We start from the raw sequence: 14,514 nt of genomic DNA on the forward strand, positions 1-14,514 counted from the left end.
TTATTCTTTAACCCACATTTCCAATTACCACTAACTTCTCCAAGGTAGGACTTTGACTTCCTCCTTTTGGTTCGATGGTGATGGCAAATGTACCTGCTGAGGCTACAGCTTCCATTTGTTGGAGCGAAAACTTTTGGTCAGCATTGACCAAGCCGATTCCTACAGGACCTTGGTCACCAATAGCCCATAACTGGTAATCGTATTGATCTTCCAAGCTCGAGAGGTTATTGACAGATACAAAAACCGAATTGGCTCCCTTATCCCACCACACATCTACAAGGGCATCTTTTTCTATCTCAAACCCATCACCTTTCATTGAAACCTTTTCGAAATTACCTGCAAGAAGGGTCTCCAATTGGACATCTGTCTTTTCAAAGTTTACCTTGTATTGGTTCAATTCCTCTGCCAAAACAGACTGTTCCTGAACCAAAGCAGTAAATTTTTGATCGATGTCAAAATACTGGTTGGCATAATAAATGGCTGCAAAAGTTGCCAAAACTGCTGCTATACATGCAGCAGCAAAATAGGTTTTCCAAGGCTGCATCGGAATAACCTTTGCCGGCGAAACTTCTCTGACGGGCGACTTCACTTCCTTGACTAAGTCAGCCTCCAAAGTCTTGAAGATTTTATTTTTCACCGAATCAGAAGGAGCAATTCCGGATTTTTGGTCAATTTCCAAAAAAGCATCTTGCAACTGATCCAATTCCTTTTGGATTTCAGGGTATTTTTTGGCCATTCGGACCACTTCCTCCCTTTCTCTTTCACCCAACTCCCCCAATAGAAAGAGTTCGAGTTTTCCTGACGATATGTAAGCTTGAATATCCACTTAAATCTTTCCTAAGTTCTTTTTTAATACATTTATTGCGGCACGAATTCGAGACTTGACGGTGCCAAGGGGAATATCAAATTCCTCGGATACTTCAGAATGGGTATATCCTTTGAAATAAATACACTCCACCATAAAGCGCTGTTCTTCATTGAGGTCGTCCAAGAGTTCTTTGACTCCTATAGCATCGACCAAATCTGAAGTCCCTGATGCACTCTCCAAACCATATACGTAATCATCGATCGTATTGGTCTTACTGCTATTGGAGAACTCTTTCGACCTCGTCCGATCAATCGCTGCATTCCTGCATATATTGGACATCCAGGTATACAGTCTTCCTTTAGACTCTTCGTAACTGTCGATTTTCCGGGTGATTTTGATAAAGGCATCATGAAAAACTTCTTCAGCAATGTCTTTGTCAATAATGATCCTCGAAATCACAGTAAACAGGGCTTTTGAATATTTATCATATAAGTATTCAATAGTCTTTCTATCCTTCGCCCTTAATCCTGCAATGAGTTGTGGCTCTTCCAAATTTTAATTTTTTTACGCTACTGGTTTTGTTTAAAAAGAAAAACACAAGACCTATTGGTATGGCCTTGTGTTTCGAAGATAATGATTTTTATAAAATTAAAGGTGGATTACTTCACCATAAGCTTGTGCTGCTGCTTCCATAATGGCCTCAGACATTGTGGGATGTGGATGTACAGTCTTGATCAGATCCATACCTGTTGTCTCCAATTTTCGAATAGCTACGATTTCAGCGATCATTTCAGTCACATTGGCTCCTATCATGTGCGCTCCGAGAAGCTCTCCGTATTTGGCATCAAAAACAAGTTTTACAAACCCGTCTTTGGCTCCTGCCGCTGATGCTTTTCCAGAGGCAGAAAAAGGGAACTTGCCCACTTTCACTTCATAGCCTGCTTCTTTTGCTTTGGCTTCGGTATATCCTACTGAAGAAATCTCAGGAATACAATAAGTACAGCCCGGGATATTGTTGTAATCAAGCGGTTCTGGATGGTGGTTGGCGATTTTCTCTACACAAATGATTCCTTCGGCTGAAGCAACGTGTGCCAAGGCCGGTCCCGTTGTCACATCACCGATGGCATAGTAACCGGGCATATTGGTGCGGTAATATTCGTCTGTTTTGATTTTGCCACGCTCAACCAAAATCCCTACATCTTCCAAACCGATATTTTCGACATTAGACACTACTCCAACAGCGGATAAGACCACGTCACATTCGATGACTGTTTCTGCTCCCTTCTTATCTTTTACGGTTACTTTACAGCCTTTGCCTTTGGTGTCCACTGCAGTCACCTCCGTGGAGGTCATGATTTTCAATCCGTTTTTCTTATATATTTTTTCCAAGGCTTTAGAAACCTCCTCATCTTCATTCGGTACAATCCTGTCCATAAACTCTACTATGGTCACTTCTGTACCTATAGAGCTGTAAACATATGCGAATTCAACACCGATGGCTCCTGAACCTACCACAACCATTTTTTCAGGCTTCTTTTCCAAAACCATGGCTTTGCGATAGCCAATTATTTTTTCGTTGTCGATTTTTACAGCAGGAAGCTCACGGGCACGGCCACCTGTAGCGATGATGATATGGTCAGCAGAATAGACTGTCTTTTTACCCTCACTGTCTTCTACTTCAATTTTCTTACCGGGCTGTACTTTTCCCCAGCCTAAAAGTTGGTCGATTTTATTTTTTTTAAGCAAAAACTGAATCCCTTTGGACATGCCTCCTGCTACATCACGGCTTCTTTTGACCATGGCCGTGAAATCCACTTCTGCACCTTTTACCTTGATTCCATAATCTTCTGCATGGTGGATATATTCAAAAACTTGAGCACTTTTGATCAATGCTTTTGTCGGGATGCAACCCCAATTGAGGCAGATTCCACCGAGTTCAGCAGCTTCTACCACTGCAGTTTTCAAACCCAATTGGGCAGCACGGATGGCAGCTACATAACCACCGGGACCGGAACCCAAAACAATCACATCATATTTTGTTGAAGACATATTTTTACTGTTTATTTTAATATAAGCTTCGCAAAAATAGGGCTTTTAGGCTGAGAAAAAAATCTAAAAAAGACATAAGATGAGAGATTTGAGACATGAAACTTACTCAATAAATTGTGAAAATTTGCCAAATATTCGATTTATGGATTTAAAATTCAATTTGTTTTAGGCAGCAAATAAATCCTTCGATGTATTCCTCATTCAACTTTGATCATTCTTTTGCGTCTTCGCGTCTCTGCGTGAGTAATAATCCTAAAATAAAAATTCCTTATTTTTGGGTTTTTAACAGAAACCTATCAAAGAAAATAACATGGGATTATTAAGCGGAAAAACAGCTCTGATCACCGGAGCATCCAAAGGAATCGGTAAAGCAATAGCTGTAAGATTTGCCCAAGAAGGTGCCAATGTAGCCTTCACGTACTTGTCAAGTGTAGAAAAAGGACAGGCTCTTGAGGCAGAATTGACGGCATTTGGGATCAAAGCAAAAGGGTACCGTTCGGATGCCTCTGACTTCAAAGCTGCTGAGGAACTTGTCAATGGTGTGGTGGCTGAATTTGGCAGTTTGGACATCTTGGTCAACAATGCGGGTATCACTCGCGACAATCTCCTGATGAGAATGACCGAGGAAGCTTGGGATGAAGTCATAGGAGTCAACCTAAAATCCTGCTTTAATACCGTCAAAGCCGCAACGCGTCCAATGATGAAAGCCAAGTCAGGTTCCATCATAAACATCACTTCTGTGGTAGGCATCAAAGGGAATGCCGGACAAGCCAATTATGCAGCTTCCAAATCCGGGATTATCGGCTTTACCAAGTCAGTAGCTTTGGAATTGGGTTCAAGAAATATCAGGGCAAATGCCGTGGCACCGGGATTTATCGAAACGGAAATGACAGCGGTATTGGATGAGAAAACTGTTCAGGGCTGGAGGGACGGTATCCCGATGAAGCGCGGCGGCCAACCTGAAGAAGTTGCCAATGCCTGCGTTTTCCTGGCTTCGGATATGAGTTCGTATATCTCAGGACAAGTCATCCAAGTAGATGGAGCGATGCTAACTTGAGAAGCGTGAGATTAGAGGCGATAAAGTAGAAAATTTAGAATTTAGAATGTTCAAAAACCCTGAGCGGAATATCCCGGTCAGGGTTTTTTGATTTTGCTGAGATCCAATCTATAAAACTCGTATTGGTCTTCAGAAACCTGATCGGGTTTATTCAGATAAAAACCGTCTGAAGCTATAAAGTAATTTTCCAATTTGGATCCGGGACCAAAATCGAATGTGTATTCGGATATTGGATTTAGATCCGCATCATATATGCTGAGTAGGTGATGTTTTGTTCTTTCCCGGGTGGTTTCACCAGCGCCGGATTCATTTATTTTTGAAATCCTGATAAATACATTTCTGTACTTATCGTAAAGAAAATCTAAATGAGAACTAGCCTCTTTTTTTAATTCAACATAACCGTATTCCCCTCTAACGATGTTTTCACCGCCAATGAAATTAAATTCAACTCCGGAGTCTAGTTTTTTTCTGTCAACTATTTTGAAATCGGACATGACAAATACGGAATCAGAATATGGAAATAAAACATAATTCTTACTGTCCATAATTTCAACGATTGGTGGATAAGACAAGTGGTCTTCAACAAAATCTGATCTATATCCAAAAGGAAAAGTTAGATTCTGAACAGCTGCCTTGTTTTCTTTCGAATCAAAAATGATAATCCATTCTTCGATTTTATCAAAGGCCTTTGTTTTTCCTGAAAAATTGCTACTTGGTGCAACCAGTGGAACTACTGAAATTTGATACTGACTTTCAGAGACTTTGGTAAAATTGTTCCTCCTTCCATGGTACATGCTACTGTAATACGTATTTGGAAATTCCAGTTTCGAATCAATATGTTCCTCTTTTATTCTATTACCTTGATAATAGTCATAAAACCAACCGTCCATATTTACTATGGTCAAGGAATCCATCCCTTCAGCTATTAACAAGCCAATGTAACCTTTGAAGCTGTCTGGCCCATCAAAAGGAAGTTTGATTTCCTTGACTTTTTCTCCAGTTTGGATTGAATAATACTGGATCGTCCTCTCCCTATCAGCCAAGGAAATGATAAAATCAATTCCTTGATGATGGATTACCTGTTTGACTTCTATATTTTTTGTCAAACTATCTTTCTTGACGAGTAGATCGCCTGCTACCAATTCTTCAATTTTCCCAACATATATTTCATCAGAAGCCTTTTCCCCACAAGAAAACAGGGTAATCGAAAGAAGAAAAACCAGAATTTGGGAAAAGGGACTTTTGAACATAATCCAAAAATAACAGATTAGTCGAAAAAATTTCATTCTTTTTGTAACTTTTTAAATCAAAGAAAGTATATTGCATTGATATCATTTTAATATCATAACAATATGGAAAAAATAACTAAACCTATTTCCGGCTACTTGATGGTTTTGGTGGTCATCGCACTGATTCCGGCCACAGCATTTTCATTTATCAATGAATGGCATCTTTTGGGGGCAATCCTCGGGTTTGCCTTTATCATGATCACGCCAGGGTTTTTTACACTCCAGCCTAACATGGCGATGGTACTTGTCTTATTCGGTGCTTATAAAGGCACGGTGAAGGACACCGGTTTCTTCTGGGTCAATCCATTTATGACCAAAAGGAAAATCTCTCTCCGTGTCAAGAATTTTGAAAACAAACCCCTCAAAGTCAATGACAAAATCGGTAACCCGGTCATGGTCGGCACGATTGTGGTCTGGCAGGTAGAGGACACCTTCAAAGCATCATTTGAAGTGGAAGATTATGAAAACTTCGTCCACCTACAGACTGATGCCGCAGTCCGAAAAATGGCAGGTTTGTATCCTTATGACGATTTTGAGCATCAACATGCCGAAGTGACCCTCCGCTCGGGTGTGGAAGAAGTCAACCATTCATTGGAAGCAGAAATCATCGACAGACTGAAGTCTGCCGGAATCAAAGTCATCGAAGCCCGTATCTCCCACTTGGCTTATGCTTCAGAAATCGCCTCGGCCATGCTCCAAAGACAACAAGCTACTGCTATTGTCGCCGCCCGTAGAATGATCGTTGACGGAGCAGTAGGCATGGTCGAAATGGCCTTGGAAGACCTCAAAATTAAAGGCATCATCGACTTTGAAGAATCCAAAAAAGCCGCAATGGTCAGTAACCTGATGGTAGTGCTCTGCTCTGACAGAAGTGCAAGTCCGGTTCTGAATGTGGGAACTTTGAACCAATAGAAAATGGTAGTCAATGAGACACAAAGTTTCAGGGGAAGTTTCATCATGTTTGGAATGATCATGCTGGAAGTCCCCACCTTGGTGCTTTTGATTGTACTTTGGCAAAAAGGAAAACTGGGAGAAGATGGTTTGCCGGCGATATTGTTTGTCGGAGCGATCATTTTGATCACTTTCCTTTTTCTGATGAGCATCAAACTGGAATTGAGAATGGACGATAAATCCATTGCTTTCAGAAATCCTCCACTGAAAAATAAATGGCAGAAAATCCCATTCTCGGAAATAAATTCGATTCAAGTCAAAAAAATGGATGGGCTGTTGGAATATGGAGGTATTGGAGTGAGATATTCAAAAAATGTAAAGGCATACATTTTCTTTTCTGATCATGTAGTGGAAGTTCAGCTTCAAACCAAAAAGCTGGTCTTCAGCACCAGAAAGCACAATGAAGTCAAAGAGATGATTGAAGTTTGGAATGAAAACGGATTTGAAAACAAGACCTAACATGAAGCATTTTATATTTAAAGAAACCCAAAAATTCACTCAACTGTGGATTTGGATGCTATTGGTTGTTGTGGCAGTAATCGTATTGCTCAGCATTATCAGTATTGAAGATTTTAATCTTTCAGACAAATTGATCCCAATCGGAATCGTTGGACTCGTATTTGTACTGTTTCTCTCACTGACGCTCAAAACCACGATTGACTCAAAATCATTGTCATTTAGCTATTTTCCTTTTGTAGGAAAAAAGACGTTTGGCTTTAATGATATTGAAACCATGGCCTTGATCGAGTACAACTCACTTTGGGAATATGGGGGATGGGGGTTGAGGTACAATTTTGATTCCTGGGCCTACAATACTGGTGGTAAATTCGGTATCATGGTCACCACCAAAGACAAAAAATTCCTCCTTGGCACGCACATGCCTGAGGAAGCTCAAAAAGCCATTGAGATGTTTGAAGCATACAAATCCAAAAATCATGGCAGCTAAGAAACCGTTTGCCTTACGGATAGATGAAAACCTCATGAAGGCTGTAGAGAAATGGGCAGAGGATGAATTTCGCAGTGCCAACGGGCAACTGGAATGGATCATCCATGAAGCCTTAAAAAAATCCGGAAGGTTACCTTCCACACTAAAAAAAGACCCGGAATCTTAATAGGTTCCGGGTTTTGTTTTTAATCTGCATCAGGATTGTACAGCAATTGCCTGAATTCAAAATCATATAAAGTCAACTGACGCATCTCATAAAAGGCTGTCCAATAATCCCTCAAGGACTGGATGTAAGCCCTTCGGTTTTGGTCTTTTTCCTGCTGCGCAATATTCAGGTCGGTGATGGTCACATTTCCATTTTGATACCTTCGCAAGGAAATCTCATAGCGTTTTTCCGCTACCTCATCAGAAAGTTCAGTAATTTTAAGCCTGTCACGCAGCATGGCAAAATTCTTTACTTTCGTAAAAATCTCCTGCTCAAAATTGATGATATCCTGCTCGACGGTATATTCTACTAATTGCTTGTTTGCCTGTGCCTGACCCATTCTTGCTTTATTTCTACCCCAATCGAGAATAGGGATCGAAAAGCCGAGATTGATAAGGGTCTGCCTGTTGGGATCGACGTAAATATCTCCCCAAGTCAAACCTGCATTATTGAGACCGTAACTCGCATTCAACAGGACATTGAAGCGCTGTCCCCTTGCCTGTGCCAGGTCCGATTCAGCTTCCAGTTTTCTCCGGTCAAATCCCATCGCATCTGCCCTGTTGAGAAAAGCAAACTCGATTGCCTCCTCCACTTTGATATCGATAGGGACGATCACATTGGGAGGAATGAGGGTCAGTTCAGAAGTCTCGTTAAGTCCAATGTATGATTTGAGTCTAAGGTTGTTGGCCTCCAGGTCCAATTGGGCCTGGGCGAGATCTTGTCTCGCCTGCAAAACCTGTAACTCTACCTGAAGGAGTTTGTCCTCATATGTGGTCCCGATATTGTACCTCCCCTGTTCGATTTTGAGGATTTCCTGTGTATTGCTCAGGTTTTTTGTCGCGATTTCCAGATTGACCTGAGATACCAAAAAGTCAAAAAACAAAGCAGTTACGGTCATCCCGATCTGTTCCATTTCCTCTACATATCCCCTCTTGCTTTCCTCAAAAATCAGAGGTTCAATTTTTCTGTCCCATTTCAGGGGATTGAAAGCAAAAATAGGTTGCCTCAACCGAACATTGACAGGCACACCACTCCATTGGGTCTGAGGAGAAGTGACCGGTGCCAGAAAATTATCAAACCTGTTGGTGGAGGAATTGATGGAAATATTGCCACCGGTAGCGGCTATTTCTTGTTCAATACCTAATTCCAAATCCATGAAGTTTTGCCTCACTTCTCTAAATTCGATGGTTCCATCAGGTTGGGTGACATTGTTGAATGCCTGTGAAAATCCCGGGATGGTACCGCTCAGCCTGAGCTGGGGATTATAATTGGATTGGTAAAAACGGTAATTCCAATACCTGTTTTCTTTTCTCGTTTGTGCCCTCAGTGCAGCCGGAGACCTTGCCTTGGCCCTGGCTACCATCTCCTCGAGGGTAAATGTTACTCTTTCTTGGGAATAAGATTGGATGGAAAAACCAAACATCCAAACTATTAAAATACTCAAATAATAATGTTTACTCATACCTTAAAGAAGTTATAGGATCTTGCATTGCTGCTTTTCTTGCCGGGGCGATTCCAAAAATCAATCCGACGGTAGCTGCGACGCCAAATGATAGGACGATGGAGGGAAGGGTGATGATGGTCGGAAAATCCCCAAAAGTAGATACCAAATGGGCCAATAAAATCCCCAATATTACGCCTATTATCCCTCCTGAAATACTGATCATGACGGCTTCAAACAGAAACTGATTGACAATATCGGATTTTTTTGCTCCCAACGAAAGCCTTAATCCTATTTCCTTTATTCTTTCCATCACGGAGGCAAGCATGATGTTCATAATCCCAATACCACCCACCAAAAGTGAAATGCCTGCTATTGCCCCTAGGACAATATTGAAAATATTCTGCGTCCGCTGCTGTTGTTTGAGCAATAGCTCAGGGATGGTAATTTCAAAGTCCACCACATTCATATGCCTCCTTTCCAAAAGCTTTGAAATCACTTCTGCAGTGGGATTGAGGGATTCACTCTCTACCACTTGAACTACTATTTTATCTATCTGATGGTAATTGGGGTCAACAGAAAGGGAGGCAGACTCTTGATCCATCACCCCTGCACCTGTGACCAAATCCCTGTTTTTGAACCGGATCAACATCGTCTGAATAGGAACATAGACATCCATATTGAAATCCCGGATACCCAACTTGGAAATACTCTGCTCTGATACCAACCGCTCCTCCATCACGCCAATGACTTCAAGCCATTGGTTTCCACTTTTTATCATCTTTCCGATGGGGTTTTCCTTAGAGAAAAATTTGGTTTGAACGGATCTTCCGATGATACAGACAGGATCGCCGTTGAGGAGGTTCATTTCCGAAAACATTTTTCCTTCTCTAAGGTGAAAATCCAATACTTCAAAATAAGCCGGCGTGACACCGACAAGTTTGGCAGACCTCCTGATCCCACTCTTGACAAGATTCGTTTCCAAAACGATTTCAGGACTGATATTTTTAATTCCGGGGATGGTTTTCACAATGGATTCTACATCCGAAAGTTTCAATCCAGGAGAATACTTTCCTTTTTCTTCTTCAAGATCAGAATCTTCCGCTAGGTTTTCTTCCACCTGATTGACCACAGGTGTGATGACGATATTGTTGACACCGACCAATCTGATCTGTTCGAGGATTTCCTGCTGTGCGCCATTGCCGATAGCGAGCATGGCGATTACTGCTGCCACTCCAAAAATTATCCCCAAAGCCGTCAACAGCGACCTCAATTTGTTGGCGAGAACTGCTTCAAGGGCGATGTGGAAATTGGCTTTTAATCTTTCATTACGATCGAAAATGAGACTCATAGGTAGATTTAGTTTCTGACAGGCCTGATTTGATACCCGGGTCTCATGGTGGAATCCGCCTCAGAAGTTATCTCTTCCCTGTTAAGGTTTCGTTTTCCGTCCAATTCTGCCAATAAACTGATACTTGTATCCTGAGACCATTCAGGTGTGGAAAGAAAAATACCCTGTCCTTCTTCCAAGCCCATCTCAATAATGACGTCATTGGAATTTGCCAAACCTAATTTTACTTCCTGTTTTTTGCCGTTTTTAAGATAAACGTAATTGATACTGTCACTTTCGACATTGATGGCCTCCAAAGGAACATAGACCACATCGCCTTTTTCTTCTATCAAAATCGAGTTGCTTGTAGTCATGGCAGGTCTAAGGAGCACGTCACTTTCATTGACCCTGACCAACACCTCAAATACCTTCGCATCTGAGTTTGGTCTTTGCTGCCCAACATTGGCTACCTGGATCACCTGACCTGACAGTTTTTTGTCAGGAAAAGCATCCAACCCGATTTGCACAGTCTGACCTACTTTGACCTTTCTGATATCCACTTCATTGATGTAGGTGATGCTCTGCATGGTGCTGAGGTCAGGGAGTGTAGCCACCACAGGATCCCATGAACTGATCTGTGAGCCTTCCTTGACTTTTCCTCCCCTCCCCTGACGGTAGATAACCATGCCGTTTTGTGGAGCCAAAACTGTAAACTTTTCCAAAGCTTCCTGCATTTGGGACACTTCCAGTTCCGCCTCTCTCAACCTTGCGGATACCTCGACCATTCTAGCTTTTTCCTGAAGCGTCTTGATCCTGTACCGCTCTTTGGCCTGCTGCAGGTCACGAATGGCCTTTTGGTAATTATATTCGTTTTGTTTGATGATTGCAGGCGGTTCATATTGGGACTGATCCAAGACAAGCTTCTTGGCGCCAACTTCATAATCCAGGTTGATCAGGTTATCCCTTTCCAACCGCAGTACCAAAGAAGTATCCAATTGGGTTTGTTCAAAAGCCGCACGTGTCTGTTCCAAATCAAGCCTTCGGTCCTCAAGGCGTCCAAAAAGTTCTGTTTTGTCCAGTGAAGCAATGAAGTCGCCCTTTTTGACCACTGTGCCCTCATCCACCATAGTCTCAATGGTGAAGTTTCCTATTCTATATCTTCGCGCTTCAATAGGCCCGAGTATCTCAATGGAATTGAGCGCCTGCAATTCTCCTGAGGAGGTGATTTCGACCTTGAATTGGCCTTTTTTGACTTCTGACAATATTTCAAAGCCTTCTTTCTTTCCGGAGGAAAAAAATAGCCAATACAGTGCAATGAGCCCAACAAAAATCCCTAATCCTATATAAATATTCTTCTTTTGCATGGTTGGTAAGCTATTTTGGTTATTTCAAAGTTAGCCAAAAATAGGCTCAAAATCAGCCCAATAAGCATGCTATAAAGCCATTAAAGTAATTTTTAATTAATCCTGTGGACAGAAAGAGAAAACCGAAAAATTGAAATGGTTTTGATAAATTGCGCGCTTATTGGGGAAATAAAATCCCAAAAAACCGAGCAAATCCAGATATGAAGTCATTGATCAGTTTTATTATCCGATACATTCCAAGGAAATATTTACAGCTAGTTTCCCACTTTTTCCTGAGAATTATGGCGGTATTTTATCAGGGAAATCAGGTGACGTGCAATGTCTGTGACCATTCTTTCCGGAAATTTTTGCCTTATGGAAGAAAGGGACGTGACAATGCACTCTGCCCAAACTGCCTTGCTTTGGAAAGGCACAGGCTGATGTGGCTTTTTTTGCAGCAGGAGACAAACTTCTTTACTGATAAACTCAAAGTCCTTCATATCGCACCTGAACTTTGCTTTATTGACCGGATGGAGGCCATGAAAAACCTTGATTACATCACCGCTGATATTGAGTCTCCTTTGGCCAAAGTCAAAATGGATGTCCATCAGATCCCATTTGAGGCCAATACATTCGATGTGGTATTCTGTAACCATGTCATGGAACATGTCGACGATGATATCCTCGCATGCAGCGAGATCAACCGCGTGCTCAAACCAAACGGTTGGGGAATCATCCAATCTCCGGTCTATGACATTCCCGAGACCATAGAAGACAAAACCATCACCGATGCCGCCGAGCGCGAAAGGCTCTTCGGCCAAAGGGACCACGTCCGCAAATACGGGCATGACTACGCCAAGCGCCTCAGCCAATCAGGACTCGATGTCCAAGAAAACCTCTTTGTCAAAACCCTTGATCCCGCTGTTGTCCTGAAAAATGCTTTGCCGGAGAATGAGGTGATTTTTTATTGTGAAAAAGGGAGATAAAAGGTGAAGGGTGAGGGATACGATTTGACTCGCTTTTGAAATAAAAAATTTATAAGCAATTTGAAATTAGGATCCAATTACTGGTCAATTTCAATTTTAAACAGTTCGTGTAGTTTTTGTTGTAAAAGTTTTTTGTCCGGCATTTGGGTTTTATACTCTGAAACCATTGTCGAAGGAAGACTTCTGCTTAAAGCATATTCTACAACTTCATTGTCTTTGTCCTTGCAAAGCAAAACTCCAATACTCGGATTTTCATTTGGCTTTTTAACATCCCTGTCTAATGCCTCTAAGTAGAAATTCAATTGTCCTAAGTGGTCGGGCTTAAACTTGTCTGCTTTAAATTCAAAAGCGACCAAACATTGAAGTCCACGGTGGTAGAAAAGCAGGTCAATGTAAAAGTCGCTGTTACCAACTTGCAGTTTATATTCTTCTCCAATAAATAGAAAGTCTTTGCCAAGTTCAAGAATGAAATTTTTTATTTGACTTACTAGTCCTCGTTGTAAGTCGCTTTCATTGTGTGGCTCTGCCAGGTTTAGAAATTCAAAAATGTAACTATCTCTGAAGGTATTGCTTAAGTCACTTTTACTTTCTCTCAACACTGTTGAGAGTTTTGTATTACCTATCAAGGTACGCTCAAATAAGCTAGCAGAAATTTGACGGTCGAGTTCACGGAAGCTGTAACTCTCTTGTTTAGATAGTTTTAAATAAAATTCCCTTTCTTCAGTAGTCTTGCACCTTGAAAATATTGCCAAATTATGCGACCAACCAATTTCTCTCAACAGTGGTGAGAGTTTTGGAAAATCTTTATAAGTCTCGTAAAACTGCTTCATCCTCCAAATGTTCTTATCGGAAAAGCCTTTTATTTCAGGCTCATTTTGTTGAATGTATTTGGCCAATTCAGATACCACAGAATCACCCCACTCCGATTGTTCAATTTTCTTGCTAATATAATCCCCAATATTCCAATATAGATTAATAAGTTCAGCATTTACGGCTCTTATCGCGTTAGTCCGAGATTGATTTATTAGCTTAATTATGTCCGTAAAGCGATTATCCATTTTTAGTCTGAAAAGTTTATTTTTTTAGGTAATTTATTTACCCATCAGTTGATATTAATACCATTGTGCAAATGTTTTGTTTTTATGATTGTTGATCTTTCAAAGCAAATCTTTTTCACACATTGCCGAAATAAAACTAACTTAAAAATAAGAGTGCCACATGCACCTAGATTTACAAGATTTTGGCAGACTACCTTTCGTCCGACCATTTATTTATACAAAACTGTATCTTCTTATAATTTTGAAAGAGAAACAAAACGTTGGTTGCTAACAATTAAAGGTTAAATGTATAACTAAGTTTGCATTGTATCCCTAATCTTCTTTCTCTTTAGTCTTTTTACGAAATACATTATAAATAAAACAATTAGTCCTAAAATAAGTAAATAACCAATAATTTGTCCAATTAGATAGCTTATATTATAAGAAGTTGAGCCTTGAACTACTTGACTCTTTTGATCCTCCATTGTCGCAGTGGAAGGAAACTTTATAGAAGAAAATAATTTTTCCCTAATTTCACTCATTTCGTTTGACATTGATTCAAGTTCCCAAAAATTTAACATATAAATATTATCGTTAAGAAAGACAATTAAAAAATGTCTGATTTGCCTTTCATTTTCCATTATAGCTGAAATTGAAAATCTTAAAATCTTAAGTGCTTCTTTATCAAGTATTTCCTCTTTAATCAATTGTCCATTTTGTGAACGGGTAACTCCTCTTTGAATTCCTTTATATGCTTCAATCAAATCGTTTTCGTTTTGAATATTGAGCTTTGTTTTTCCTTTATTCTGCATTACCGTGAGTAAAATCAGTCCATTGTCAATTTGAGCTATTACTCCTTTTTGTCCTAAGGTATCAGTCAATTCGTAATTTTCTGGGATTGTAATTGTCAGTGAAGGATCAACCTGGAATTCAATCCATTGTTGACCAAAACTGTTAATTGTAACCAAACTCAGAATTATTAGTAAGATATTTCTCATTGCAAATTGTATTTTTAATTCAGTTGGATCATTAACATGTAGCCTTGTATGGCTTTCAAAAGTTTGGTTCTCTC

Annotated in this window: 15 protein-coding genes; 6 read left to right on the forward strand and 9 right to left on the reverse strand. The window is 40.5% G+C overall.

Annotation, left to right across the window (positions count from 1 at the left end):
• Positions 1-7: 7 nt before the first annotated feature.
• The 3 genes from NU887_RS13525 to lpdA form a co-directional block, all read right to left on the reverse strand.
• Positions 8-826: an anti-sigma factor gene (locus NU887_RS13525; protein WP_258423916.1), complete on the reverse strand. Its 819-nt coding sequence runs from the start codon at positions 824-826 to the stop codon at positions 8-10.
• Positions 827-1,360 carry an RNA polymerase sigma factor gene (locus NU887_RS13530; protein WP_258423917.1) on the reverse strand — a complete coding sequence of 178 codons (534 nt, stop codon included), beginning with the start codon at positions 1,358-1,360 and terminating at the stop codon, positions 827-829.
• A gap of 96 nt (positions 1,361-1,456) precedes the next feature.
• A complete protein-coding gene (lpdA, locus tag NU887_RS13535; protein WP_258423918.1) occupies positions 1,457-2,857 on the reverse strand; it encodes a dihydrolipoyl dehydrogenase in 1,401 nt (466 codons plus the stop codon).
• 310 nt (positions 2,858-3,167) lie between these two features.
• Here lpdA and fabG point away from each other — a divergent pair, with 310 nt between their 5' ends.
• Positions 3,168-3,914, forward strand: coding sequence for a 3-oxoacyl-[acyl-carrier-protein] reductase (gene fabG / locus NU887_RS13540; protein ID WP_241127090.1), 747 nt, complete (start codon positions 3,168-3,170; stop codon positions 3,912-3,914).
• A 77-nt stretch (positions 3,915-3,991) separates the two neighbouring features.
• Here the strand turns inward: fabG and NU887_RS13545 are convergent, their stop codons facing one another.
• Positions 3,992-5,164 (reverse strand): DUF4221 domain-containing protein, encoded by a 1,173-nt coding sequence (locus tag NU887_RS13545; RefSeq protein WP_258423919.1) that lies wholly within the window; start codon positions 5,162-5,164, stop codon positions 3,992-3,994.
• 102 nt (positions 5,165-5,266) lie between these two features.
• Here NU887_RS13545 and NU887_RS13550 point away from each other — a divergent pair, with 102 nt between their 5' ends.
• Genes NU887_RS13550 through NU887_RS13565 form a run of 4 tightly spaced genes read left to right on the forward strand, consistent with a single transcriptional unit; the run spans position 5,267 to position 7,266 of the window.
• Positions 5,267-6,115 (forward strand): SPFH domain-containing protein, encoded by an 849-nt coding sequence (locus NU887_RS13550; RefSeq protein ID WP_258423920.1) that lies wholly within the window; start codon positions 5,267-5,269, stop codon positions 6,113-6,115.
• A gap of 3 nt (positions 6,116-6,118) precedes the next feature.
• Complete coding sequence (locus NU887_RS13555) at positions 6,119-6,613, forward strand: hypothetical protein (protein ID WP_258423921.1); 495 nt, start codon at positions 6,119-6,121, stop codon at positions 6,611-6,613.
• A gap of 1 nt (position 6,614) precedes the next feature.
• Positions 6,615-7,100 (forward strand): hypothetical protein, encoded by a 486-nt coding sequence (locus NU887_RS13560; protein WP_258423922.1) that lies wholly within the window; start codon positions 6,615-6,617, stop codon positions 7,098-7,100.
• Positions 7,090-7,266, forward strand: coding sequence for a type II toxin-antitoxin system antitoxin (locus NU887_RS13565; RefSeq protein ID WP_258423923.1), 177 nt, complete (start codon positions 7,090-7,092; stop codon positions 7,264-7,266). The genes NU887_RS13560 and NU887_RS13565 overlap by 11 nt, the downstream gene beginning before the upstream one ends.
• Positions 7,267-7,285: 19 nt before the next feature.
• On the opposite strand, the gene NU887_RS13570 is transcribed toward NU887_RS13565, so the two are convergent.
• The 3 genes from NU887_RS13570 to NU887_RS13580 are packed head-to-tail and all read right to left on the reverse strand — an operon-like array spanning position 7,286 to position 11,440.
• On the reverse strand, positions 7,286-8,767 hold the full coding sequence (locus tag NU887_RS13570; RefSeq protein ID WP_258423924.1) for a TolC family protein: 1,482 nt from the start codon (positions 8,765-8,767) through the stop codon (positions 7,286-7,288).
• Complete coding sequence (locus NU887_RS13575) at positions 8,760-10,097, reverse strand: ABC transporter permease (RefSeq protein ID WP_258423925.1); 1,338 nt, start codon at positions 10,095-10,097, stop codon at positions 8,760-8,762. Before NU887_RS13575 ends, NU887_RS13570 begins: the two co-directional genes overlap by 8 nt.
• 8 nt (positions 10,098-10,105) lie before the next feature.
• On the reverse strand, positions 10,106-11,440 hold the full coding sequence (locus NU887_RS13580) for an efflux RND transporter periplasmic adaptor subunit (protein WP_258423926.1): 1,335 nt from the start codon (positions 11,438-11,440) through the stop codon (positions 10,106-10,108).
• A 200-nt stretch (positions 11,441-11,640) separates the two neighbouring features.
• Here NU887_RS13580 and NU887_RS13585 point away from each other — a divergent pair, with 200 nt between their 5' ends.
• Positions 11,641-12,405, forward strand: a complete 765-nt coding sequence (locus NU887_RS13585; RefSeq protein ID WP_258423927.1) for a class I SAM-dependent methyltransferase — start codon at positions 11,641-11,643, stop codon at positions 12,403-12,405.
• Between the two features lie 77 nt (positions 12,406-12,482).
• Here NU887_RS13585 and NU887_RS13590 read toward each other — a convergent pair whose 3' ends face one another.
• Together NU887_RS13590 and NU887_RS13595 are read right to left on the reverse strand one after the other, a co-directional pair.
• Positions 12,483-13,463, reverse strand: coding sequence for a PDDEXK nuclease domain-containing protein (locus NU887_RS13590; protein WP_258423928.1), 981 nt, complete (start codon positions 13,461-13,463; stop codon positions 12,483-12,485).
• Between the two features lie 293 nt (positions 13,464-13,756).
• Complete coding sequence (locus NU887_RS13595) at positions 13,757-14,440, reverse strand: hypothetical protein (protein ID WP_258423929.1); 684 nt, start codon at positions 14,438-14,440, stop codon at positions 13,757-13,759.
• Between the last annotated feature and the right edge of the window lie 74 nt (positions 14,441-14,514).

This window comes from Aquiflexum gelatinilyticum, assembly GCF_024741135.1.
GTDB lineage: Bacteria > Bacteroidota > Bacteroidia > Cytophagales > Cyclobacteriaceae > Cognataquiflexum > Cognataquiflexum gelatinilyticum.

Coding starts and splice junctions, on each gene's coding strand:
- lpdA (WP_258423918.1), bottom strand. CDS start 2,857: ATGTCTTCAACAAAATATGATGTGATTGTTTTGGGTTCCGGTCCCGGT.
- fabG (WP_241127090.1), top strand. CDS start 3,168: ATGGGATTATTAAGCGGAAAAACAGCTCTGATCACCGGAGCATCCAAA.
- NU887_RS13545 (WP_258423919.1), bottom strand. CDS start 5,164: ATGTTCAAAAGTCCCTTTTCCCAAATTCTGGTTTTTCTTCTTTCGATT.
- NU887_RS13550 (WP_258423920.1), top strand. CDS start 5,267: ATGGAAAAAATAACTAAACCTATTTCCGGCTACTTGATGGTTTTGGTG.
- NU887_RS13555 (WP_258423921.1), top strand. CDS start 6,119: ATGGTAGTCAATGAGACACAAAGTTTCAGGGGAAGTTTCATCATGTTT.
- NU887_RS13560 (WP_258423922.1), top strand. CDS start 6,615: ATGAAGCATTTTATATTTAAAGAAACCCAAAAATTCACTCAACTGTGG.
- NU887_RS13565 (WP_258423923.1), top strand. CDS start 7,090: ATGGCAGCTAAGAAACCGTTTGCCTTACGGATAGATGAAAACCTCATG.
- NU887_RS13570 (WP_258423924.1), bottom strand. CDS start 8,767: ATGAGTAAACATTATTATTTGAGTATTTTAATAGTTTGGATGTTTGGT.
- NU887_RS13575 (WP_258423925.1), bottom strand. CDS start 10,097: ATGAGTCTCATTTTCGATCGTAATGAAAGATTAAAAGCCAATTTCCAC.
- NU887_RS13580 (WP_258423926.1), bottom strand. CDS start 11,440: ATGCAAAAGAAGAATATTTATATAGGATTAGGGATTTTTGTTGGGCTC.
- NU887_RS13585 (WP_258423927.1), top strand. CDS start 11,641: ATGAAGTCATTGATCAGTTTTATTATCCGATACATTCCAAGGAAATAT.
- NU887_RS13590 (WP_258423928.1), bottom strand. CDS start 13,463: ATGGATAATCGCTTTACGGACATAATTAAGCTAATAAATCAATCTCGG.
- NU887_RS13595 (WP_258423929.1), bottom strand. CDS start 14,440: ATGAGAAATATCTTACTAATAATTCTGAGTTTGGTTACAATTAACAGT.